This window comes from Mesobacillus maritimus, assembly GCF_019749255.1.
Taxonomy (GTDB): Bacteria; Bacillota; Bacilli; order Bacillales; family Cytobacillaceae; genus Mesobacillus_B; species Mesobacillus_B maritimus_A.
In genome coordinates, this window is sequence record NZ_JACWFH010000012.1 from 80,574 (window position 1) to 105,821 (window position 25,248).

Here is a 25,248-nt window from a genome sequence, read left to right on the forward strand (position 1 = left end):
AATACCGATTTAGAAGTATGTTTTGTTCAAAGAGGCTACCTCACAAGAACGAATATTATCTTAGTATAGAAATCGCTTATTAAATATTATTTTTATTGCCATACACCATTTCAGGAGCAAAAAGTTTTTGCACACTTGACCAGATTCCAATATGCATGGATATAAGTTTAATACCAGCAAAAGCGCTTAGACACTGCGCCTGACCCTCTGTCCCCAAAAAAAGACCTTTCGCTTGATAGCGAAGAGGTCTTTTTCTTGTTTTGAACTTCTGGGACAAGGTACCTGTCCCTCTGTCCCTTTTAAACTTCTTTTCTAGTTTTTCTTCTCATAAAGAACAATACAATACCTGCGACAGCGAATAAGATACCCATAGCTAGAATGTTACCTGTATTGGTTGCTGTGTTTGGTAGTTCATTATTTTCGTTAACATCATTCCTACTACCAGTTGCGTCTGCTTCTTTAACACTTTGAGTCGCCTCTGAGTCTGTCGCAACGGTTGGAGCAGATTCACGATTTTTATCAGAAGCTTCATCACTAGTTTTTTCAGAAGTTGTTCCTTCTGTTTCTGTTTTCTCATCTGAAGGTTGTGGAGTTTCACTTGTTACTACCTCTTGACTCTGCTCACCTTGGTCCGCAACAATTATGTCAGATTCCTCAAATACAGTGTAGCGACTGAAATGATACGTTTGAGCGGTAACGACGCCATTTTCATAGCTTCCACCAATTTTCTCCCATTCCCCTGTCTCTTCATTTAAATAGAATACCTTTAGTTTCGAAGGATCTTCTACTCCATCAAGGTTAACATCAAATGATAATGTGACAGGCTCACCGAAGTCACTGACAACGCGATCACCTTGTGTGATAGTGAAATCATAAACATCACTATGTGCATGGTTTACAGCTGGCAGTTTCTCTAATAAAACACTCATACCTTCTTCTTCAAAGATGCTAATTGGCAATTCAACCATCACCCCTTTATTTTCAATAGAAAGGGTAGCATCTTTAGCCATTAACTCTTCTACTTGCTCTTTAGTTAAAACAACTGAAACCTTTTCGATTTCTTCATCTTCAAGGTTCACTTTAAAAGTTCCGTTAGTTGTTACTTTAGCAACGTCGCGATCCGAAATGGTTGCCTTGCCTTTAGTAACTTCAGCTACCGCAACAACAACAGATTGCTCTTGTTTAGCTGGTGTCTCTTCTGCCGGAGTTTCAACCGGAGTTTCCTCTGCTGGCGTCTCTTCTCCTGGAGTTTCCACTGGCGTTTCCTCAACTGGTGTCTCTTCTCCTGGAGTCTCCACTGGCGTTTCCTCAACTGGTGTCTCTTCTCCTGGTGTCTCGACTGGAACTTCCTCAACCGGTGTCTCTTCCCCCGGTGTCTCGACTGGAACTTCCTCAACTGGCGTCTCTTCTCCTGGTGTCTCCACTGGAACTTCCTCAGCTGGTGTCTCTTCTGCCGGAGTTTCCACTGGAGTTTCCTCAGCAGGCGTCTCCTCTTCTGGAGTTTCTGCTAGGATGTCTCCCACATAGAAAGTTGAAAGATCCTTGATGGTTGTGTATGGATCCCATCCTAAGAAAGAAGTTGTTAACATTTCTTCAGCTTGACTCTTAGAAATCTGTGGGCGACCACTATGAATCGAGAACCCTTCACCGTACGTGTAATATTCATAGAATCGTGCATTCTCAGCAAGATTTCCACTCATGTCATTATAAGGAGTGTCCTTGTTGATAATTCCACTCATATAAGTGTTAATAAAGGTTGCCCCACCGTCTGGTCCCCATGGACGAGCTAATAAATATTTTGAACCAGATGCCCCGTCCTCTGCGGTGATTCTACTATTATTGAAAATAAACCCATATTTTTTATCAGCATCTGTTTTAGGTGCCGTTACATAGCCACTATTTTTAGTCGCATTGTAGCGGAACACAACATCTGAATCATCAATCAGCGCTTGCGCTGCTCCGTAGATGAAATCTACGTTTCCAACAATATAGCTCTTGTAGTAATACTGGCGATTTGAACTTGCATACAAAGTATCTTGATACCCGACCAATTTAACATTTACAAAAGTACTTAGATCAGCATCTACTCGTAGTGCATCGGCTGATTCATTTGACTTTGTGCCATCCCCAAGATATTCATAGGTATTTTCAATTGTTAGGTTTTCCGCCGAGAAACCTGTTGCCGATTTCATTATATACACTGCATTACGAAGAGCTGTATCTCCACCTTCTGGTGATAAAACTGGATCGTAGAACTGAATATTCACTAGATCGCGATCTTCCCCAATTAAACTAATAAATGGTGAAGTTACTCTTAAATGCTCAACATATGTTCCGGCTTTTACCAAAATGACGACTCTCTCTTGATTATCGCTTGGTACTGCATTAACTGCTGCTTGAACCGTACTAAACTGTTGAACACCAGGTTGTTCTGCAGAAACCGCGCCTTCCTCACCTGTATAGCTTGAATCTACCACCATGTCATAATTGGTTAGATAAACAAAGTTAAAGGTTTTTTTAGTCACCTTTCCCTCTTCATCTGTAAAATACAGATTAACATCGTTTCGACCCTGGTCTAGGTTGACCGCATAACCAAACATTTGACCAGCTACTAAAGGAAGAGCTTCACGCTTTTCACCATTTACAACCAATTCCATTGTACCGGCTTTTTCTACCTTACCTTGAAGCATAACTTGATTGGTGTAAACCGTGTCATTTGGTTTCATCGTAATGGTGATGGCAGTTGCTTCGTCCTCGTACGCATATTTCCCAACTCGGCCTGCCGAGGGAACAGACAGAGTAGGTTCGGAAGCAACGCTTGAGTTAGTTGCTGATTTTGCAATGAGATAATAAGAATACGGTGTCTCGTTGACTACATCTGTATCCTCATAGGTTGTCTCAGAGACTTCAGCTAACAAAGAATAATCAGCTTGTTCCGATGATTTGCGGTAAATTTCATAGCTTGTTGCCTTAGCAACGGCTTTCCAGTTCAGAGTTAAAACTCCATCTCCACTCTCAATGCTAAGTTCAGGATTAGCAAGCGGAACTAATACCTCAATCGCAGCTGACTCCATTGCAGGGGTCTTTTCATCACGAATACTTCCATAGATTTTAAACTGATACGTTCCATCTTTTACAACATCAACACTATACGTATTGTCCATCACATAGTTGTCTAATATGGAATACGTTTTTCCTCCATCAGTGGATAGCTCGACAACGTAGGCTCCATCGCCTTCAGCCTTATCTCCGCTCCAGTTTACAGTAACGGTCTTTCGGTCAGGTGAAATCGTAGGCTCTGCTACAGACGTTACAGTCGGTGCACTCCCCACTGCTTCATAGGCTTTCGTTTGACTATATAACTCTTTGCCATTTTCATCCTTTAAACGTAAGTTCGTCACAACTGCACGAACGTTCGCAAAAGCAAAACCATGTCTGACGCTCTGATTCTCACTGATATTAGCAAGTTTAGAATAAGCAATTGTTGCGTTATTAGTTTCCCCATTCACTGTAGCTTCTGTATTCCAGCCATTTTGGCCTTTTGTAGAAACAAGGTGAATCACATCCCCAACAGCATATTGGATATCCATGCTTCCAGCAGTTGCGATAGTTGGTGTTTCTTTTTTATTGTAGACATTTCTAATTTTTTTATCTCCGCGAAGTCCCACAGAAGCAATCGTAGAAATCTGGTCTGCATCCTCAAACAATCCGAAGAACACACCATTCTTACTTGTGTTTCCAACCTCTTGGATTTCGATATCTGCCTCGATTGTCGTAGCATCTGTTCGACCATCAAAGACATAGTATCCAATGTTACTTAATGTCTCAATATTGGCATTAGAATCAGTGTGATTGACATATAATCGATGTCCATCCGGAATCACATTTAATGATTCATTTTCATCAATTTCATATGGCATAGAGCCTTGTTCCTCAACTACTGGTGAACCCTCTGCTTGGCCTTTGTTACTCACCTTAATGGCATGAAGATAATTTTCCCCTGTATCACCTTGAAGTGTGAAGCGTAGTGTCGTAGCATCCCCAGTATAAGAATAAGTAATCTCTTCCCCGTCTGTACCGGCCTTAAAGATATTCCTATCAAAAGAACCTTCTCCGCCAGCTGCTAGATTCGTCACCTCTAAATGTCCCTCTTTGCTATATGCACAGATGACAAAAGTGATATCAGCATCTCCAGCTACTTTTACATCAAAATAGTTCCCATTGAACACAGATAACCCGTGAGAACTGTCGTGCCATTTAGGGCTCTTATCATTGCCTTTTCCAAACGCTAAAATTCCATTGTCTGTTGTATAGGTATCAAGCAAGATCTCAGTCGGAATGTCTCCTCCAGCTAAATCAAAGGAGAATTCTTCTCCTTTATCTGGAGTTTTAAAAGAACCACGATCTTGAACCTTGATGCGAAACTCTTTTGGATTTGTAGCTTGGTCGGCAAACGTAACAACAATCCCGTCCGATTCCACTTTTATATTCTTCACAACATCTGAGCTAAGGTTCTTTACCTCAGATGAACTTAAAATTTTCCCTTTTAAATCAGTACTTATGTACGCACTCTCACTTGTAGTATTGTAAACAGAACCAGAAGTGATGTTTGCTGTTGTAGCATCTGATTTTGAAGCCGCCCCTTTGATTGCTAAAGTTTCTTGTCCGATTTGAAGGGAAAAGTCTTTAGGAACCCATGGAGTAATATCTACTCCTTCTGGTAGGTTTTCGACTTCGATTCCGTGAACATAGCTTTCACCATCACCACTGTTAACTGTGAAGGTTAACGTCGTTGCATCACCGGAATAAGTGAAACTCACTTTCTCACCATCTGTAGGTACTTTTAATGGAGTGCTTTCATTAAATAAATGGCTCCCTGGAGCACCGCCAGAAACATCAATCGTTCCTTCTTTACTATACTGACATAAGATAAAAGAAATTTTTGCATTACCTGCCACTTTTATGTCAAAACTATTCCCTTTTCTCACTGCGAGGCCATGTTCTTCACCGTGATAATATATCTTGGCCCCATTACTATTGATTGTTACCAAACCATCCGATGACATCACCTGATCGATTGGATTACCATTTCCGTATGACTTCAAATCTGAAAAGTCATAATTGTAGGTTTCGCCACTTTGTGGCAGAGTGGCCGCATTAACAGACACCCCCACACCCAAAAGTCCCTGCATGACTATCAGTACACTTAAAAATATCCTGAAAAATTTCTTCACTAAAAAGTCTCCCCTTCACCTCGCCGGGTAACCCAGCTGTCATAGCGTTAGCACCTTAGACCCGCGGCTTTGCGTCCTACCCTTTCGAGATAGTTTGCCTTTTTCCGACTTTTTAGTAGTAAATCCTATTGCACCACCATTCCTGAATAAAAACAGTTTATGGTTTGTGCAATCTAATTCCTGTCTATCCCTCCTTCTTCCTATTAGGAAATCTGGTACAATTAGCCCCTACCTATAACCACTTTTCGGGATTTTTATAGGTATATAGACTTGTGAATTAGGTAAAAAAAAGCCCCACAGCCATAGAATAGCTACAGAACTCAGGTGATATTTATCACAATTGAATTATACCAAAATAACAATAATTTTCCAGTGGTAAGTTATACCAATATAGCAATATCTATTTACAAGAAGCGCAGATTAGGTCATTTGTTTCCCCTAGCCAAATTCCATTCGTTTTTTAATTGTCAAAGAAGCGATAAAATTATCCACTTTCTGAGGAATTAAAAAATAGCCCTCCCGCTAAACGCGAAAGGACCCTCAATATATTATTATACAGATATACTTTCTGTGATATCAGGCAACATCATTAAAATTCTCTTCTAGGCTTTCTTCCTAAAGCGAATAAACCCACCCCAGCAAAAATAAGCACGATCCCCATTGCTAGAAGATTACCTGCGTTCGTAGCTGTATTAGGAAGTTCATTATTCCCGATGTCTTCAACATTTTCTACATTCTCGGTACTTTGAGTAACCTCCGAAGCATCGACTCTTTCGTTGCTTTCCAAAGTTTCTCTGTCAGTTTGCTCTTGAACAGTTTCTTCGTTTTTCTGCTCTAATGCAACATTTTTATCCTTATGACTCTGCTCTTTATCAGTAGGAACTACAACATCTGATTGTTCCTTGTCTGGCTGCTCAATTGGTTCTTCTGGATGATTACTGTTTTCGCCTGCTTCTTCTGTCACCTGATCAACTGGTTGCGGCTCTTCTTCTTCCAACTGTTCGGCTGGTTGTTGCTCCTCTTCCGTCGGTTCCACTGGTGTTTCCCCAGCTTCTTCAGTAGGTTGGGTAGGAGCTTGGGCAGGGTCGTACATTTGGATATTGTCAAAGTAGAGCGTGGAAATAGAACTATGTCCAGTATTCAAATCGAGTCTACCTAGATCTGCTGCATTTTGATAGAATGGTTGATTACGAAGCTCAACCTCACTACCACCGGTAATCATTAAGTTATACTTCTGTAACTGCATATCCAGAACAATTTTAAAATGGTACCATGTATTCTCTTGGAGATCCTCAACTAACTCTTTCTTCCCATCTGCTGTACGATACTCTAAACCATTTCTTGAAGTTTCCAGAGAAACTAACGCCTTACTTCCACCTTTATTCATGAGTCGAACACGGCTGTTGGAACCAAATGCTTCACCCAACAGATCAAATTCAACTACGACCACTTTGTCCAAAGTTTGTGGAAGGAAGTTCTGATGAATTGCACGAGTTAACCCTCCCTCAGTAGCGGAGGAGCCATTGCTATCATGTAGTTTCAACGCTAGGTTCTCTTCCAGAGTTGGCGTTTGGACAATTTGGGCATAGTTTTCACTAGGGTCATATACCCAATTTCTGCCTTTATTACTTGAAATGGTGATGTCATAATTTCCGAATGAATGTGTTTTGGTATTGGTTGGTTCTGTCGGCCAGCTTCCTTCAAAATCATCTTGAATCAGATATTCTCCAGGAGCAGTGACATCTGGCACCTCAGTTGGTGCCACTGGGGTAGTCGGAGTATTAAACATATGAACATTGTCTAGATAGTAAACAGAAGTCGAGCTGTTCCCAGTATTAACATCAAACCGACCATAATCAGAAACAGATTGATAGAAATCAAGATTATGTACCTCTGCATTTCCCCCACCAGTAATGACAACATCATACTTCATCGTTGGCATATCCGCTTTGATACTTACATGGTACCAAGTATTGGGCGTAAGGTTCTCAATGAGAGTTGCCTTACCTCCATCTTTTGTACGATAAACTAGGGTATCCCCATCTGTTTCAAGAGAAACCATGGCATGATTTCCACCCTTATTCATCAAACGGAATCGAGAGTTAGAACCAATTTCTTCTGCCATAAAATTGAACTCTACCACTACAGCTGAATCCTTTGCTTGCGTTGAAAAACGATCGTGAACAATTCTCGTTGCCCCGCCCTTGCTTATATCGCTGTCTTGTTTATCCATAAGCATTAAGGCGGTGTTCCCTCCATTTAAAGGATCTTGGACAATCTGAGCAAAGTTTTCCTCTTCATTGTTTAGCCATTCCACACCATCTTGATTCGTATAGGGCTCTATCATATAATCTCCAATCGCACCTGTTGAAGCTGGAGATTGAGTAAGTTCGGATGATTCAAAATCATCATAAACCAAATATTCCTCTTCTGCCTGAACCAAAGTCACACTAGAAATAGTTGAAAGTATGAGAATCAGGCAAACGAATGCAAAAATACCTTTCCACATTAAAAAAACTCCTCCCTTTTAAGAAACGCATAGACCTTTAGAACAATAGAACTATGACGATAGTCATTGCTCAATAAATTATAACAGGGAACCCAATTATTCCCTCAAGGTAAATTATACCAGTATAATAATTTAAGGGAACACAGGAAGGATTCTTGGCTTACCCACATTATTGATTACAAATTTCCCTCTCACCTCAGTGTAAAATACAAGTAAATTTCTTCATTACTCTCGTCAAACCGCGACTAGTGAAGATACCTGAACAGAAAATATCCCAAAACTTGGTTTAAAAGTATATATAAACGGGTATTGAAAAACACAATTTATAATAAGCTGATTTTACGTTCATACTCAGGAGAGGAAGATACTGATTTCGATAAGAGGAGGATGGAAAAAAATATGTGGCCGCACAAATGGAAGGTGATGTTCTTTCATCAATTGTTATCCATTATGGACAGTTATCAACTACAATGGATTCTCGACCATGACTATCCTCAGTGGGAGAAAGACCTGGCAAAAAGGGAATTAGAAAAACGATTGGTAAATAAATGGGTTGAGTGAAAAAGGCATGATTCCTATATTACAGGAATCATGCCTTTTTCAGGATGTTGGATTAAATTTTAGAAACTCATTTATGACACGTTCAGGCTTGAAGGATTTTCTGCACCATTAACTTTAGTAACCGCAGTATTATTCTTCGGGATCATCCATTTCATTTTAGAAATAAGAGGTTTCTCAATGAAAGAATGTACCAAACATCCTGTACATAAGATTAATACAAGGAAACTAATACTTGTCAACGCTCCGCCTATTGACTCAAAAATAGAGAATCTGCTAAACAGCTCAGAAAAAGCATTTAAAAATAGGTTATGGGATAAGTAAATGGCGAATGCCGCATTCCCCAAATAGTTAAATACCCTTGGAATTTTGATGTTTTTTTGTATATCTATAGAGGCTAATCCAAAAATAATAAGAATGGAAGATAAACCAGTACCAAGGTCGAAATCAATATTTACAACTTTATAAACATAATTCAGCCATGTTAAGGGGAATCCTAACATACCGATTACGGTAAGAATAACAGACATTTTAAAATTAAATTTATATCTTGTAATCAAATAAGCAGACAAAATCCCAGCCAAGAAAATTAAATTATACTGGTTAAAGAAAAAGTACATCATCTTATGATTTGACCAGAATATCCCCATAAAAAATCCTAAAGAGGTTATTCCCCAAAAAGCCAGGATCAATTTTGAAAGCTTGACACTTCGGAAAAATAAAAAAGAAAAAATCCAGTAAAAATAGACTGTGTGCACTAATGACCAAGCTACATCAAGGATAGGATCAAGTTCATTAGGAAAAAGCAGGAGTGAAAAAATAATAGATTTGAAAGTGATTGCCTGTCCTGTGCCGAGAGAAGGAAAAAGAAATAAAACTGGTACAGCCACTAAAGTAAGAACCCAATAGAGTGGATAAATTCGGATAAACCGACTGAGTAGAAATCCTTTAATATGGTTACTATCCCCAATTTTACCTCGATATATGTAGTAGAGCATAAAACCAGATAGAGCAAAAAAGTAGTTTACACCACCTGATATGGGAAGATATGAAATTCCTAATAAATTAAATTGGAAATAATCCTTCATATTCTCTGATATATGAAAAAGCATAACCATCATAGGGACTAACGCACGAGAAAATTGTATGAATACTAGTTTTTTTCTCAACTCAACTCCAACTCCTTAGTGTTCATTTTTCCATGTATTGATTTGACGGTAAGAATAAGCAGTTATATCGTTATCCACCAATCTTTGTGGAGTTGAGCATATAGGTTCTAGATACGAAAGGGAAATCCTTTACTTCCCTCCTCTAAGTTCAATCCCTTGATTAGTAGTTATTCTTTACTAGAGTGACAGTTGTAGTGTTCAATCAATTTGCCGAACTCCCGAACTTCTTATTCCTTATTCCCTTCCCCTTTCTCCTTTACATTCCCTGTCCGTTCATGTTCAAGAGCACCCTCCCCGATCAAACTATCTATGTCCACATTTAATTGGATAGAAATCTTTTTTAAAATCTCAATTGACGGGTTCTGTTGCTGTCCTCTTTCTAAACTAGATAAGTAAGACTTCGCTACCCCAGCTTGTATCGCAAGCTGCGATAACGAAAGTCCCTTATTTACCCTTTGCTCTCTAATTCGTTTACCAATCATTAAATAAGCTTCCCTCCTATCGAGTACTTCTAGCTACGCTTGTTCATTATATAAAACGTTTTAGTTCTTTATAAAGCCCGGTAAATGAAAGAAAAACCGAGAAATAGGAAGTGAAACAGGTGATTTACCGCTCTAAATGCGGTTTTTTGAATAAATATGGGATTTTAGTCCCATAGTCTTTTGCCTTATACTTCAATTGTGTTCTCTATAAAGTACGTATTCTACATAAAGAACAATAAGAGAATTGGAGAAATAATCTAGGGGGGACTTAAGGAATGTGTGGAATTGTTGGGTATATTGGTCACGAGGATGCCAAGGAGATCCTTGTCAAAGGGTTAGAGAAGCTAGAATACCGGGGCTACGACTCTGCTGGAATTGCCTTAATGAACAATGAAGGCCTGCAGATTTTCAAAGAAAAAGGAAGAATTGCCGCACTGCGAGCTTGTATCAATCAAGATGTTATGGCCGACATAGGTATCGGTCATACACGATGGGCTACTCATGGTCAACCAAGTCGAACGAACGCTCATCCGCACCAAAGCTCTAGTGGGCGTTTCACAATCGTTCATAACGGCATTATTGAAAATTATGAGGAAATAAAGAAAACATATTTACCTGATGTGGAACACGTCAGTGATACAGATACCGAGGTAATCGCACATTTAATGGACCGTTTTGTTAAGGATGGACTTGATACGGAGCCAGCATTCCTGGAAACCTTAAAAATAGTAAAAGGCTCTTATGCTCTCGCTCTTTTAGATCAAGAAAATACTGAAGCGATTTATATTGCAAAAAATAAAAGTCCTCTGCTTATCGGGATTGGAGAAGGTTTCCATGTAGTCTCAAGTGATGCCATTGCCATGCTGCAAGTGACAGATCAATTTATTGAGTTAATGGATAAGGAAATCGCGGTATTAAAACAAGATTCATTATCGATTAAGAACTTACAGGGCGAAAACATCACTCGAAGCCCCTACCGAACAGAATTAGACGCAAGTGATATTGAAAAGGGAACGTACCCGCATTACATGTTAAAAGAAATTGATGAACAGCCGCTTGTAATTCGGACTATTCTCTCCAAATACCAAAACGAGTTCGGTGAACTTTCGATTGATGAAAAGATCCGTTCCTCGGTAATAGGAGCCGACCGGATTTATATGATTGCTTGCGGAACAAGTTATCACGCTGGATTAGTGGGGAAACAACTGATTGAAAAGTACAGCCAAATCCCTGTAGAAGTCCATGTTGCAAGTGAATTTCTATATAATTTACCGTTATTATCGAAAAACCCGCTCTTTATTTTTATTTCGCAAAGCGGAGAAACGGCCGATTGCCGTGGTGTATTAGTTGAAATGAAAAAGCTGGGCCATCGTACATTAACGATCACCAATGTGCCGAGCTCAACGCTATCCCGCGAGGCAGACTTTACCCTTTATACATATGCAGGTCCTGAAATAGCTGTTGCTTCCACAAAAGCTTATACTGCGCAAATGGCTGTTTTCGCTTTACTTGCTTGCGATATAGGGAAATTAAAAGGCTTGGACAATGACTTTAATCCTTTAAAGGAACTAAGTTTAGCTGCTAATGCCATGGAAGTGATTGTGAATCAAAAAGAGAAAATCGAAAACCTTGTATGGGAGTTCTTAGGTATGACCCGAAATGCTTTCTACATTGGCCGCGGTTTAGATTATTTCGTTTGTCTAGAAGGAGCTTTGAAGCTAAAGGAAATCTCCTATATTCAAGCTGAAGGGTTTGCCGGAGGGGAACTAAAGCATGGAACCATTGCACTCATTGAGGACCGAACCCCTGTCATTGCTTTAGTCACTCAGCAACACGTCAGCGCCAGCATTCGCAGCAATGCGAAAGAGGTCATCGCGCGCGGTGCCAATGTATTGACGATATCCATGGAAGGGATAAACAACGAAAGCGATCAATTCACAGTTCCAGAGGTACACGAACACCTAACACCTCTTGTTTCGGTTGTTCCTCTTCAATTACTAGCTTATTATGCCACTTTGCACAGAGGATACGATGTAGATAAACCAAGAAACCTAGCCAAAAGTGTAACGGTTGAATAATAAAAATTAAACTCCTCTTGCATAGCTAGAGTAATTTGCAACGCCATTTACAAAATAGGAAGTGGTATTTTTGTTAAAAAGGTCCCATGAAAAAAAGAACAAAGATTTTGTGTTTCAAGATTCTTCTGGTAAACGTTGGCCAGTGGTAAGGCTCATTTCCATTCTAAGTTTTATCTGTCTGTCTGTTGTTGTTTCAGTAATTGTTGTAAGTCTCTTTAGAACTCCATCCTTGTCGCCATTAGAGTTAGAAGAGACAAAGGATATACTTCCATTAAATAAGCCAATACCCGCTTCTGCTGAAGAGATGCCCGAGCTTATTTTCGATAAACATAAGGCACCTTCACAAATAAGTAAGGATGAGATTTACGGCTTTTATATCTCCAACGACCATTTAAGCAAAGAATCTTTAGAAAACAACATTGATTCTCTCGGTGTTGTGATCCCTAACTGGTATTACTTGGAGTCAGATAAGGAAATTACAAAGGATTCGGAACAAAGTATTGATGCTTTTGCCAAAAAGAACAATGTAAAAATTATGCCGCGTCTCTATTTAAAAGATCCAAACAATGGAGAGCTTTTACATAAAATGCTCAATTCTTCCCAATCCCGTGAAGCAATGATTCATTCTCTTTATCAGCAAGTAATAAATGATGGTTACACTGGAATTAATATCGACTTCCGAGGGATAAATGGTGAAGATAAAGAATTGCTTACGACTTTTATGTCTGAGTTATCCCAACAATTTCACGCGAATAATCTGAAGGTTACATTAACGGTTACACCGGTTGGCGGACCCTATGATTATGCAGCTCTTTCAGAAATAGTTGATCGAATGATTGTCATGCTTTTTGATGAGCATCACGAAAATACTGGACCAGGTCCACTTGCATCTGTTCACTGGACTCAAGAAACATTAAAACAATTACCGATTCCCGCTGAAAAGTTAATCGTCTCACTGGGCAACTTTGGGTACGATTGGACTACTACCAGCACACAAGCTGGCCAATTCGTTACCTTTCATGAAACGATGGAAACAGCACATTCATCAGAGCTGAAAGCAAACTGGGATGAGGCTAGCAGAAGCCCTTACATCCGATACAAAAAAGGCGAGGAACAGCACATCATCTGGTTTTTGGATGCTGTAACGTCCTATAACCAACTAAAACTAGCGCTCGAACATGGGATAAAAGGAATGGCTGTCCACCAGCTTGGCTACGAGGATCCTGGTTTATGGAAATTTGTCAGCAACACAGCGAAAATGGAAAGCCATGCTCAGAAACTACAATCAATGCACAACCCAATCCCTGTTGTCAGCATAGGATCTGGAGAGTTCATCCAGATTACATCAAACTCTCAAGAAGGGCTTCGTCAAATTGAGTTAGATGAAAATGGGTTCATTCAACAAGAAACATACGAAAAATATCCACTCCCTTATTACATTAAAAAGTATGGGGACTCGGCTGAAAAAGAAGTGGTATTGTCATTTGATGATGGTCCAAATCCGGCTTACACGCCTGAAATTCTTGATATCTTAAGTGAAAAGCAAGTACCGGCAACTTTCTTCGTTCTAGGGAAACAAACAGCCCTTTATCCTAACATCGTTGAACGAATCCATAGAGAAGGTCATGAAATTGGCAGCCATACGTTCAGCCATTCGAATATCGTAAAAGACAGCTCCACGACCTTACAATTAGAGATGAATTCTACTCAGTGGTTAATTCAACAAGCAACAGGCCACTCAACTAGTTTGTTCCGCCCCCCTTATACGACTGATGCTGAAAATAACGTAGAGGATATTACACCTATCATAAAAGCACAGGAAATGGGCTACACGATGGTTGGGTCATTCATCGATACTCGGGACTGGCAAAGTGGATCAAGTGATGAAATTGTTAAACACGTCACAGAAAGGGTTTCGAACGGAAATATCATCCTTCTCCATGACTCTGGCGGCGATCGATCAACTACTGTCGAAGCTCTTCCTAAGTTAATTGATTCCCTACGCGCTGAGGGGTATAAGTTTGTCAGAGCTACTGACCTGGTTGATAAAGGCCGGGGTGACGTCATGACTACCGTGAACGAGAGTGCAAGTGGCTATATGTTCTTTTATAAAATAGCAGACTCTCTATATATCTTTGCTACCAAGTTTTGTCTAGTATTCTTCACTGTAGGGATAGGGTTTGGGATCCTGCGTCTTGTGGTACTATTGTTCCTTAGTTACAGACATAAACGAAACCATCAAAAACGGAAAAGAAACACTGGCTTTACACCTTTAGTAAGCGTGATTATCCCTGCATACAACGAGGAAAAAGTAGTCGAAAAAACCGTTCATTCGATTTTAAAAAGCGACTATCCTAATTTTGAAGTTATTGTTGTTGATGATGGCTCTACCGACAATACGTCCGGTGTTGTGGCGAAGGCATTTAGTGAAGAGCCAAGAGTGCGCCTCATTACAAAAGTAAATGGCGGGAAGTCCTCTGCCATTAATCAGGGATCCGTTGAATCTGACGGTGAGGTTATTATCATTTTGGATGCAGATACTTCTATTGCTCCTAACGCAATTTCCTTGCTTGCAGATTATTTTGCGGATGAACGCGTAGCAGCCGTGTCCGGGAACGTAAAAATTGGAAATGTACGGAACCTTCTAACCTTATGGCAGCATGTAGAATATGTAACAGGGTTTAACCTGGAAAAACGCGCCTTTGACCAAATCAATAGTATTACGGTTGTTCCTGGTGCCATCGGTGCATGGCGCAAGAGTGCTATTGCAGAAGTAGGCTATTTTGAAGAAGACACACTAGCGGAAGATACGGATATTACATTAAAGCTTCTACGCAAAGGGTACCGGATCACGTTCGAACCAAATGCCTATGCTTATACGGAGGCCCCAGAAAATCTAAATAGCTTTATCAAACAACGCTTCCGCTGGTCCTATGGAATCTTGCAATGTTTATGGAAACACCGAGGTGCCATGTTTAATCCAAAACAAAAAGCATTAGGATTCATCGGCCTTCCAAATATGTGGGCCCAATATGTTCTTCAGGCATTAGCACCTCTAGCAGATATTGTGTTTATCATCGGCCTGTTTGGAGATACACCAAAAATCCTTACGTTCTATTTTGCGTTTCTTGCGTTAGATTTACTTGTTTCCATCTATTCCTTTAGGCTAGAGAAGGTCAAGACAAGACCACTTTTATTACTTTTTATCCAACGCTTCGTTTACCGTCAATTTTTAACTTTTACGGTATGGAAGTCATTCACATTCGCTGCAAGAGGAGTGTTAGTTGGCTGGAACAAGTTGAAACGTTCCGGAAACGTTCAGCTTCCTGTGAAAAACGTAGAAAAAGGAGCTTAATCTTTGCTCAATCATGAAGGGTGCCTATATAGGCACCCTGTTAGGAGGTGAAGTACCATCAAATGGCATTTCAAAAGAAACACCTGATTGTTCCCTTTGTTTTTTTGTTGATCGCCTTGTTGTCCCAGCTAACGGCTTGTTCAAATCAAGATAGCAGTAGGATATCTAAAATGGAAGAAGGCTTAGAAGAGATGGATCAAAACACCGACAACAAATTTATCATGTCTTATATTTATGATAAGAATCTTGCCCTTTCCCCTGAAGCCTATGCTGAAGAAATCAAACACACGGTAAAAGAGCTAGATGAAGTGTCTCCCGCTTATTTCACCTTAACTCCAGAAGGGACATTGGATGAAACGCGGAGAATCAGTCACGAATTTATTGAAGCCATGCATAAAGAATCGGTCAAGGTTGTCCCGTTTTTAAGTGATCAATGGAATAAAGAAGTAGCCCGGGCAGCACTTGATAACAAAGAAGAACTAGTCTCCCAAGTTGTGGACATGATCGAACAGTATAATCTTGATGGGGTTAATGTGGATATTGAGCATGTAACAAAAGAAGATAGAGCCGACTATAATGACCTTGTAAAACGCTTAAGAGAGAGCCTGACTGGAGAAAAGAAAGTTTCAGTAGCAGTCGCTGCGAATCCTGAAGGATGGACCGATGGCTGGCATGGGGCTTATGATTATTCTGCCTTAGCCCAAGCAAGTGATGAGCTCATGTTGATGGCCTATGATGAACATTTTCAGTCCCATGAAACTCCTGGACCTGTCGCAAGTCTTTCATTCGTAGAAAGATCAATCCAGTACGCCCTATCAAAAAACGTCCCATCCGAAAAACTCCTATTAGGGATTCCCTTTTACGGGAGGATTTGGAAAGACGATGGAACCGTCCTAGGACTTGATGTTTCGCTAAAAATCGTTGAAGAATTAATAGAAAAATACGATGGGTATGTAGAATATGATCAGGAACTTCAATCCCCCGTTGCTACATTTACCATTGAAGAAAATGATGATTGGTCTGAAATAGAAAAGTGGGAAAAAATACTTACACCAGGAACCTATACATTATGGTACGAAAATAAAGATTCTATAAAAGCTAAATTAGCTTTAGTACAAAAATATAATTTAAAAGGGACTGGAATCTGGAGCTTAGGACAAGAAACAGAAGCTACGTGGAATTATTATAAGGAATCGTTAAATACACCATATAAACCAGAGTAGCACGATTATCAATCCCTTTAACAGCAGGCCCCAATATTAGGTAAAACCCTTATATTGAAATGCATATTAACCCGTCTAACATTTAGTTTTAGACGGGTTTTCATGTCGGTCCATTTTGCTCGCATTAAGTGAGAAGATTGAAAGATTTATAGATTACTATAAACAGAAAAAAAACGAGTTGTCCCTAAGAAGAGAACCACGTTAAAAAAATTTTCCTTCGGGAATGACGGCACTTCACCCCCTTTACCATCCTTATCAATTACTTTGAAAACTCCTTTACTATTTTTCCATTTTGATAGCCTGCTGATTGGGACACAGTGCCTGTCCCCCTGTCCCAAAAAATTTCATTATGCCCTGTCTTCTTTTCGTCTTCCCCTCTATATAAAGAGTGAAAGGAGGTGAGCAACATGGCACAAGCGATGTTAAAGAATTCACGCATAACACTTTTGTTTGAAACAGGCATGAATGAGAAGGGAGAACCCATCTTTAAGGGAAAATCTTATGCAAATGTTCGTAAAGAGGCAACGGCTGACCAGCTCCATCAAGCTGCAACGGCCCTTGCAAGTCTTTGTGCGTACCCAGTAAGCTCTGTGGAACGCACTGACAATCACGACATTATTTAATCTACTTTTAATGTAGGAAGGAGGTGAATAGAATGGCAAAAACATTGGAATTGCAATTTACGACTGAATTTGGAAGAATCGCTCGCCTTACAGTGGATAACCCAATTGAACCTGTAGATTCAGCTGCTGTTAAGCTGGCAATGGAAAGCATTGTGGCGTCAAACGCCTTTTTCTCTAGCTATGGGGATTTGGTTGCTGTAAGTGGCGCACGCGTTGTTGAACGCAATGTAACGGAATATGAAATTGTGTAATAGCAATAAAGCCGGTATCCGCTAGGAACCGGCTTTTCTATTATATCTGGGAATGGAGGAAACAGGCATGCAAGAGCTCATCCCACTGATTAGTGAAGTAGGGTTCCCAGTCGTCGTCACATTGTACTTGCTTTACAGAATTGAAGCTAAGCTTGACAATGTCGTAGCGTCAATCCAGAGCCTGCCCGAGCGAATGAAAGAACGGGCTTGATGTTGTTAAGGGACATGGGTGTATTCCGGGTCCCTTTCCCTCTTAATCTTCCTTATCCTATCTTTACTCCTAGGTTTCGTAAGCTATAAGTATCACTCTACTAACAAATCACTACAATTCCTTAGATTCTAGTCATCCCCTTTCGGCTGGGACAATGAACCTCTTACCTTATCCCAGACGCACTTTACTCCCCCCTTAGAGGACCACAATGGAAATAAACATTCCTATCCCTCCAGTATTTTTTTATGAGGGGTTAAATGCAGACTAAGTCATTCGTAACGGTATTTAGGACCTCTGTTTTTCTCGTTTCTCAACAAAATGATTCACGCATGAATTAGTAAAAGCAAATTCCTGGCCGTTACAAAAAACCTGAGTTCATAAACAAGGTCTCAGGTTTTAATTATTATCATGTTGTTTGTTGTTGGAACCGATAAGACCTGTTTTTGTTCCAATATAATTTCCCGTGCACGCCCAGAAACCAACAAATCAAATGTTAGAAAAACAGACTTAAGATTCAACCTAATTGGAAATTATCTGGATGGTGCCTGGCACCCCATTCTCGTTAACCCTTGGTTGTAATCTACATACAATGCAGTAATTTAGATATGTAAAGAGAGGGTTGTTATGTATCACAGAAGAGAAACATACAAAATTCTCCCTGAAAAGGTAGAGGAGTTTCAACAATTCTTCGAGAAATTCCTCCTGCCGGTTCAGGTTAAAAACGGGGCCAAATTAGTTGGCAAGTGGCTAACGGAGTCAGAGGAGATTATGGTGATCTGGGAATATCCAAGCCCGGAGGAATATCAAAAAATACTGCAGCGAGTCCATAAGGATGAAATAATGAAGAAAATGCAGGAGCAAGTACATCGCTTTGGAAAACCATTTTTACAATCCTTCGAGGATGATTTAACTGCGCTAGGAGATAACGAAACTTCAAAACAAAACGTCACAGTTAGTGGTTTTATTACCAATGAAGTAGGAGAGGTCCTTTTAGTTCGAACCTATTGGAGAAATGATACATGGGAGCTTCCTGGAGGGGGAGTAGAAGATGGTGAAACGCTTGACCAAGCATTATGCCGCGAAATTAAAGAAGAAACTGGGATTATGGTGAGGCTATCCGGCATTACAGGTGTTTATTCAAACGGAAAGACCATCGCCATTGTTTTTCGAGGGACAATGATGGGCGGGAAACTTACGACCTCGGAAGAAACCCAAGATGTACGATTCGTTCGCCTCAACCCTAGTAATGTTTCTACCTACATTAAAAGAGGGAAATTCATTCCTAGGGTATTGGATGGATTGAAAGGAAAATGCATTCCATACGAAGCCTTTCAAGTTCGACCTTACAAGCTAGTGAAAAGATATGATGAGGATGTTGAAAAGAAGAGAGATGAACTAGAGAATGAACATTAAGTAAAAGGGCTGGGTTCCTTGTCCAAAGGGATCCCTTTTACCACTAATAAACTCCGTGAAAATGTTGATCAGGGACAAGGCCAGTCCCTGCGTCCCTCTGGTATTCGATTGACCAAACTGAAAACAAAAAAGAGCTGCTTTAAACAGCTCTTTTAACGGTGAAGAATTACTTTTTGTTCGTAATCTGTGATATATACTGTTTCACTACTTCGTACACATAATCTTGGTTTGCTGCTGCCGTATCTGGGTTATATTGACCGCCATTCGTTTTATTATTAGATAGAATTCTAATCACCAATGAAGGTACCTCATACTGTGTAGCGATTTGGGCAGCTGATGCGCCTTCCATTTCTTCTACGGATGTACCATATTTCTCATGGAACCAATTAATACGATCAACTTCATTATTCCAAAGGTCTGCAGAACCGATGGTACCCTCGACGATTTTCCCCTTCGTGTACTTATCCTTTACTGCATGAGCAGCTGCAAGTAACTCTTTGTCGCCTTCGTAGTAACGGATTTTTTCCGCATCAGGATCTTCCCCGGCACTTCCCTCGGAAGCCATTAAATCCATTGGAATCCAATTCGTTGGTTCGATTCCTTCATTTTCACCCAAACTCCCTGTTTTCAATGAACCGATGTTTGTTACCTTTTTCCCTAAAACAATATCAAACACGTTCAAACTTGGGTCATGTCCGCCAGAAGTTCCTTGGTTGATGATGGCAATTGGGTCATATTTTTCAATCGCTAAAGCAGTCGCTGCCGCTGTATTTTCCATTCCCTTACCTGTCTTTACCACGATAACTGGATAATTATTTACCTTCCCTTTATAAAAGACAAATGTTCCTGACTTTTCCACTTTCACTTTGTCTAATCTTTCAGCAAAGTTTTCCGCCTCGATTGGCATTGGACCTTGAATAATGATTGGCCTCTGTGCACTTTCGACTTCTGTTTCCATTTGAGAATTAGCACTGCAACCTGAAAGCAACAATACAGCAATCGCTGCAAATGCAATGAACTTTTTCAACATAAAAATCTCTCCTTTTTAAATGTGTTTGTTACACTCGGAGAATTTGGCCAAAACAAAAAGGTTTAGACAGGTACCCCTCTAAACCTACGAAAGTCAAAGTATAGCAAATAAGCCTTATACTTTAACTCGTAGTCTAGTTCTTTCAGTGGGAACCAGGTAGAAACGCTCAGACCATATTACCGAGCATATACGAGTCGTGCTATTTAATTTAATTACTATGCAAATATAACAAACTTGAAATGAAATATCAATAATTATATGAACGTTTATTTTAATAACCACCATATTATTCGTGTTTTGTATTAAAAATCATGAAATAACGGGTGTAACTTCCGTAAAATTAAACAAAATACCAAAATACACAGAAACAGATTTATTGTCCGAAAATTATCGATGAAGCACGGATGATGTGGACGAATCTGGGATAAGATGCCAAGTTCCTTGTTCTATTTGCAGTTTTCCCACTTCTATTTGCAGAATTCCTTTGTCTATTTGCACACTCAGCACTTCTATTTGCACTTTTCCAGGTTCTATTTGTACTTCTTTTTTCTATTTAACGACTTCTCACTTCTATTTGCAGAATTCCCCTGTCTATTTGCACATTCAGCACGTCTATTTGCACTTTTTCAGGATCTATTTGCACTTCTCTTTCTATTTAACGACTTCTCACCTCTATTTGCAGAATTCCCCTGTCTATTTGCACATTCAGCACTTCAATTTGCACTTTTTCAGGATCTATTTGCACTTCTCTTTCTATTTAACGACTTCTCACCTCTATTTGCAGAATTCCCCTGTCTATTTGCACATTCAGCACTTCTATTTGCAATTTACCAGGTTCTATTTACACTTCACTATCTATTCAAAGACTCTTCCTTCTATCCTACCTATCTAAGTTAAATGGAGGCAACGTATCACAAATGTGGATTGATTTCTAATCACGAATATAGGGACGATCCATTCCGGACCGCCCCTGATCTTCTATGAATCTACTGGGACATGGTGCCTGTCCCCTTGTCCCTCATAAATACTTTGCGTATTGCTCTAGTAGCTGAACGGAATGGATATCGGTGGGAAATAATGGGATGTAATGTTTTTGTTGGGTCGGAAACTTCTGTTCAATCCAAGCTAGGTACCCTCTCTCGTTTTCTTTGCGTTTCTGCCAGAACACCCCATCGACTTCGTCAGAAAGAACTTTATTGATAATTAGTGTATCGACCGCTAACTCATGTTTCTTCAACATATCAATGGCCTTTGATGTTTCAATGATTGGGAGCCGTTCGGGATTGAGGACAAAGATAAAGCCTGTCTGCTTTTCGTCTAATAAAATTTCCCGGACAGCAGCGAAGCGTGACTTTCGAGTTTGGAGTACTTGATAAATCGGATCATCAATCGGCTCGCCATCGTTCAACAATTGAGTATAGTTTTCATTTCGTTTCTTCCGTCTTTCAAGCATCCCGTCAATCCAGACCCCCATAATTTCTGGAAGTGTTAAGAGCCTAATTGTATGACCGGTCGGGGCTGTATCAAAAACGATGCAATCATACCGCTCACGCTCATCAAGAATTAACGAAACGATGCGGTCGAACATTGCCGCTTCCTCCGCACCTGGTGAAGAGCTGGCGGCATCAATTTGCCTGTTCACTTCCTGCTGCATTTGCGCACTTACGACCCCTTTAATGTTTTCTTTGACATTATTAATATAGTTCCTTGACTCAATCGAAGGATCAATTTCAATTGCATCCAAATTCGGGCGCACTTCAACTGCTTTATTTTTTAAAGGCTGGTGAAAAAGATCGCCAACATTATGAGCGGGGTCCGTCGAAACAAGCAATGTCTTCTTGCTGTTCTGGGCTAACGTTAGAGCAATCGCCGCTGCACTTGTTGACTTCCCGACACCACCTTTTCCACCGACAAATAGTACGTTTTTCTGGTCTATCATGATCAGTACTCCTTTTCTATCAGCTAACAACAACGAAATCCAGTTAATGGCGATTTATCCATCCCCATACGCAAATGCCACTCATGAAATTTTTCAAGCATGTATGGATAAAGCTCTAATGTGTAGTAGTACGCTGGATTCGGCAGTCCTAGCGTCTCTGACAAACAGAGAAACAAAAACAAATCATCTTCATCACGCAATTCACGGGCAATCTCAGTTCGATGGTTGACCGAGATGATTTCTTCATAAAGCTGAATCAATTTTTTAAAGCTAAATTTTTCGTTCATAACCCTTCCCCACTTTTATAAAAGGAAAAAGGAAACCTAGCTCTAACTAGGTTCCTTCTATACCTTTATTTATTGAGATTACTTCGTTTTGATAATTCCAACATCGCCGTCAATGTAATCCAGAGTGCAAACACGAGAATGATTGCACCGAAGACAAACAGCAGCAAGTTCATATCTGTCGCCCCGAGACCAGACCATTCAAAGACAACCTGTTGGATCATTGCCCAAACCGTCATGACGAGTAAAAAGACCATTGGCACAAACGTCACTAAATAGTTTCGACCAAGTCGCTTTAGCCAAATGGAGATGAGCATTAAACTGATGGCTGCAAGCAGCTGGTTGGCGGTACCGAACAATGGCCATAACAGATAGCCACCAGAACCAAATCCGTTTGGCCCCTTTGGCAACAACACTAACGCGGCACTTGCGATAACCGCAAAGCTAGTCGCAGCGTGTGGTTTCGTTAATGGTTTAAAATTATACTCATCTGCCAGCTCCGTGATGATATAACGCATTAACCGGACCGACGAATCCAAAGTCGTAGCGGCAAAGCTGACGACGATAACCGAAATAATCGTCATCGCGATATCTGCCGGAATACCAATTCCCGAAGCAAGGTTTGCTCCTCCGTTAATAAAATTCCCTAGGCCGCCGCCGTTTGCAGCACTGAAACTTGAGTAAGCTGCGGAAAAATCACCGGCATTTGCAAACAAGGTGACAACCGCAATGATCGAAATCAGCGCAAGGAATCCTTCCCCGACAGCACCAAGATAGCCGACAAACCGCGCATCGGTTTCTTTATTTAATTGTTTCGAAGACGTTCCCGATGACACGAGACCATGAAAACCGGAGATGGCCCCACAAGCAATCGTAATAAAGAGCAATGGGAACCAAGACTTATCCGTCGCCGCCGGATTGATCGCCGGCGCGGTTACATCTGGATTTAAAAACAATAAACCCAAATACATAATTCCTAATCCCACAACAAGTTGGTGAGAGTTGATAAAGTCACGCGGCTGAAGCAATTTCCATACAGGCAAGGTCGAAGCGATGTAACAATAAACCATGAGAATGATAATCCAGACGAAGAAGGCCATGGATACACCATTCAGCCCAAATAATGTAACCGCTTCCTCTCCACCGAAATAAGAAACCAAGTCAATTTGCAAGGCAGGGACTCGGCTTGTGACGATGGCAGCTAGGTACATGACAGCCAAGGCAATCAGTGACGGAATAAGCATTTTCTTTTGCCTTTTATAGACGGCATACCCTATCCAAACGGCCAATGGGATTTGAATAAAAACCGGAATGACACTGGCTGGGAATTTTACAAATAGATTGGAGATTACCCAGGCAAAGACTGCATTCACCATGAGGACAAGAATCAAGATGATAAATAAAAATAAGATCTTTGCCCGCTTGCCAATAAGCTTATGCGCGAGCGTTCCAACAGACTGACCTTTGTTTCTTACCGATAAGACAAGGGTGCCAAAGTCATGAACCCCGGCAGCAAACACCGTACCGAGCACGACCCACAGTAGTGCAGGCAGCCAGCCCCAATAGACAGCAATCGCTGGTCCAACAATCGGCGCAGCTCCAGCAACCGATGTAAAATGGTGACCCCATAAGACGATTTTATTTGTAGGAACAAAATCAACATCATCACGGAATTCATGTGCAGGCGTCACATAGTTTGGGTCAAGCCGATAAATCTTCTCTGCGACAAACTTTGAATAATAACGATATCCTAATATAAAAACAACTGTACCAATTACCGCCAACCAAATGGCAGACATTCCAATCCCCTCCTATTCTTGATGTTTCTGTAGACAGGTGGTTTATGTGGAGCTATTAGTATGTATACTAGCCGTTGTATTGAATTAGAATATTCAGTTAATTTAACTTACTTTTTTCATTACACATCGTACGCTTACATGGGTCCTTTCCTATATATTCAGTAAAGAACCCAATCGAACCTGTCGATTCAGCATCTGTTAAGTTAGCTTGTTTCTTGATGATTCCTAACTAGATTTCGGCTTCATTGGTTCTATGAGGCGGGTTTCTTAGTAATTGCTAGCTAGATTTAAGCTTCATCTGCCTTATGAAGCTAGTTTCTTGTTGATTCCTAACTAGATTTCGACTTCATCGGTTCTATGAAGCGGGTTTCTTTCCGATTGCTAGCCAGATTTCGGCTTCATCCGCATTATGAAGAAGGTTTCTTGGCAATTCCTAACTAGATTTCGGCTTCATCCACCCTAGCAAGCCCCTCCGTCAATTTTCACCTTCTTAAGCACTACATATCGGTCTTCATATTTGATTTGTTTTCAGTCATCTCGAAACAGTCCCTATGTTCCCAAAAAACTTTCCCTCCCCCCTGTCCTCTTTCCAACTTTCTTCTATATAGAGTGAGTAACATTGGGTACGACCAGGTATATGCAGCAAGAAAGCAAAGGAAGCATTTCCAATGAGTGGAAATGGTCGACAAGGACATAAATTTCCTTCATAGAACGAAAAAAGGACCCCTTAAGGTCCAATTATCATTGATTAAGGAAAGCTCTGATATCCTCAATAGGAATTCCTAGGTCTAAAGCCTCTTTGATGAGTTCCACCCATTCAAGGTCTAGGGTTAATTCCTGTTCTGACACTGCTGTAACCATCATAACCTCCTAAAATATGTACTATTTTAGGCAACTCAGCCGTCCTAGTGATTCACCTTAGACCTGAAGTTTTGCGTCCTAATCTTTCGAGAAGTTTGCCTTTTTCTAATCCTTTTGTAGGTGTATTTTACCATAAAATTCCCAACTCAAAGTGGAAAATCGTTCGTGTTCCTTCGACATAATTCTGCCACATTTGATAAAAGTCATTGAAACCCTATGACAATTAAAT

General features: G+C 40.4%; 16 protein-coding genes, 2 pseudogenes and 3 riboswitches. Of the genes and pseudogenes, 9 read left to right on the forward strand and 9 right to left on the reverse strand.

All coding sequences use genetic code 11. From position 1 onward, the window contains the following. Positions 1 to 299: 299 nt before the first annotated feature. Both H0185_RS24450 and H0185_RS10830 read right to left on the reverse strand, forming a co-directional pair. The gene (locus H0185_RS24450) at positions 300 to 5,234 is read right to left on the reverse strand and encodes a pectinesterase family protein (protein ID WP_221873509.1); all 4,935 of its coding nucleotides are present in this window, start codon (positions 5,232 to 5,234) and stop codon (positions 300 to 302) included. A gap of 23 nt (positions 5,235 to 5,257) precedes the next feature. Further along, positions 5,258 to 5,343: riboswitch (cyclic di-GMP riboswitch) on the reverse strand. Between the two features lie 480 nt (positions 5,344 to 5,823). Continuing rightward, complete coding sequence (locus tag H0185_RS10830; protein ID WP_221873510.1) at positions 5,824 to 7,743, reverse strand: LPXTG cell wall anchor domain-containing protein; 1,920 nt, start codon at positions 7,741 to 7,743, stop codon at positions 5,824 to 5,826. 387 nt (positions 7,744 to 8,130) lie between these two features. Here H0185_RS10830 and H0185_RS10835 point away from each other — a divergent pair, with 387 nt between their 5' ends. After that, positions 8,131 to 8,304, forward strand: a complete 174-nt coding sequence (locus H0185_RS10835) for a hypothetical protein (RefSeq protein ID WP_221873511.1) — start codon at positions 8,131 to 8,133, stop codon at positions 8,302 to 8,304. Between the two features lie 71 nt (positions 8,305 to 8,375). On the opposite strand, the gene H0185_RS10840 is transcribed toward H0185_RS10835, so the two are convergent. Continuing rightward, positions 8,376 to 9,470 (reverse strand): acyltransferase family protein, encoded by a 1,095-nt coding sequence (locus tag H0185_RS10840; protein WP_221873512.1) that lies wholly within the window; start codon positions 9,468 to 9,470, stop codon positions 8,376 to 8,378. 227 nt (positions 9,471 to 9,697) lie between these two features. After that, on the reverse strand, positions 9,698 to 9,952 hold the full coding sequence (locus tag H0185_RS10845) for a helix-turn-helix domain-containing protein (RefSeq protein ID WP_221873513.1): 255 nt from the start codon (positions 9,950 to 9,952) through the stop codon (positions 9,698 to 9,700). Positions 9,953 to 10,227: 275 nt separating this feature from the next. Between H0185_RS10845 and glmS the strand changes: the two genes are divergently transcribed. The 8 genes and pseudogenes from glmS to H0185_RS24460 all read left to right on the forward strand — a co-directional run. Further along, positions 10,228 to 12,030 (forward strand): glutamine--fructose-6-phosphate transaminase (isomerizing), encoded by a 1,803-nt coding sequence (glmS, locus tag H0185_RS10850; RefSeq protein WP_221873514.1) that lies wholly within the window; start codon positions 10,228 to 10,230, stop codon positions 12,028 to 12,030. 70 nt (positions 12,031 to 12,100) lie between these two features. Further along, on the forward strand, positions 12,101 to 15,385 hold the full coding sequence (locus H0185_RS10855) for a trifunctional glycoside hydrolase family 18/polysaccharide deacetylase/glycosyltransferase family 2 protein (protein WP_221873515.1): 3,285 nt from the start codon (positions 12,101 to 12,103) through the stop codon (positions 15,383 to 15,385). A 62-nt stretch (positions 15,386 to 15,447) separates the two neighbouring features. Further along, positions 15,448 to 16,608: a glycosyl hydrolase family 18 protein gene (locus H0185_RS10860; RefSeq protein ID WP_221873516.1), complete on the forward strand. Its 1,161-nt coding sequence runs from the start codon at positions 15,448 to 15,450 to the stop codon at positions 16,606 to 16,608. 407 nt (positions 16,609 to 17,015) lie between these two features. Then, on the forward strand, positions 17,016 to 17,231 hold the full coding sequence (locus H0185_RS10865; RefSeq protein WP_221873517.1) for a DUF1659 domain-containing protein: 216 nt from the start codon (positions 17,016 to 17,018) through the stop codon (positions 17,229 to 17,231). Positions 17,232 to 17,263: 32 nt separating this feature from the next. Continuing rightward, the gene (locus H0185_RS10870; RefSeq protein ID WP_221873518.1) at positions 17,264 to 17,482 is read left to right on the forward strand and encodes a DUF2922 domain-containing protein; all 219 of its coding nucleotides are present in this window, start codon (positions 17,264 to 17,266) and stop codon (positions 17,480 to 17,482) included. Between the two features lie 67 nt (positions 17,483 to 17,549). Then, positions 17,550 to 17,693, forward strand: a complete 144-nt coding sequence (locus H0185_RS10875) for a YvrJ family protein (protein WP_221873519.1) — start codon at positions 17,550 to 17,552, stop codon at positions 17,691 to 17,693. A gap of 624 nt (positions 17,694 to 18,317) precedes the next feature. Further along, positions 18,318 to 18,527, forward strand: a pseudogene (locus H0185_RS24455) (NIPSNAP family protein); the annotation flags it as partial. 87 nt (positions 18,528 to 18,614) lie between these two features. Beyond that, positions 18,615 to 19,106: pseudogene (locus H0185_RS24460) on the forward strand (NUDIX hydrolase); the annotation flags it as partial. A 166-nt stretch (positions 19,107 to 19,272) separates the two neighbouring features. Here H0185_RS24460 and H0185_RS10885 read toward each other — a convergent pair. The 5 genes from H0185_RS10885 to H0185_RS10905 all read right to left on the reverse strand — a co-directional run bounded on the left by H0185_RS10885 (position 19,273) and on the right by H0185_RS10905 (position 25,022). Beyond that, positions 19,273 to 20,136, reverse strand: coding sequence for a 5'-methylthioadenosine/S-adenosylhomocysteine nucleosidase (locus tag H0185_RS10885; RefSeq protein ID WP_221873521.1), 864 nt, complete (start codon positions 20,134 to 20,136; stop codon positions 19,273 to 19,275). Positions 20,137 to 20,245: 109 nt separating this feature from the next. Next, positions 20,246 to 20,349, reverse strand: a riboswitch (purine riboswitch). 805 nt (positions 20,350 to 21,154) lie between these two features. Then, positions 21,155 to 22,078 carry an ArsA family ATPase gene (locus tag H0185_RS10890; RefSeq protein WP_221873787.1) on the reverse strand — a complete coding sequence of 308 codons (924 nt, stop codon included), beginning with the start codon at positions 22,076 to 22,078 and terminating at the stop codon, positions 21,155 to 21,157. A 20-nt stretch (positions 22,079 to 22,098) separates the two neighbouring features. Then, on the reverse strand, positions 22,099 to 22,362 hold the full coding sequence (locus tag H0185_RS10895; RefSeq protein ID WP_221873522.1) for a cory-CC-star protein: 264 nt from the start codon (positions 22,360 to 22,362) through the stop codon (positions 22,099 to 22,101). 65 nt (positions 22,363 to 22,427) lie between these two features. After that, on the reverse strand, positions 22,428 to 24,158 hold the full coding sequence (locus tag H0185_RS10900) for a carbon starvation CstA family protein (RefSeq protein ID WP_221873523.1): 1,731 nt from the start codon (positions 24,156 to 24,158) through the stop codon (positions 22,428 to 22,430). 741 nt (positions 24,159 to 24,899) lie between these two features. Beyond that, positions 24,900 to 25,022: an anti-repressor SinI family protein gene (locus tag H0185_RS10905; RefSeq protein ID WP_425515821.1), complete on the reverse strand. Its 123-nt coding sequence runs from the start codon at positions 25,020 to 25,022 to the stop codon at positions 24,900 to 24,902. Between the two features lie 23 nt (positions 25,023 to 25,045). After that, a riboswitch (cyclic di-GMP riboswitch) is annotated at positions 25,046 to 25,129 on the reverse strand. Between the last annotated feature and the right edge of the window lie 119 nt (positions 25,130 to 25,248).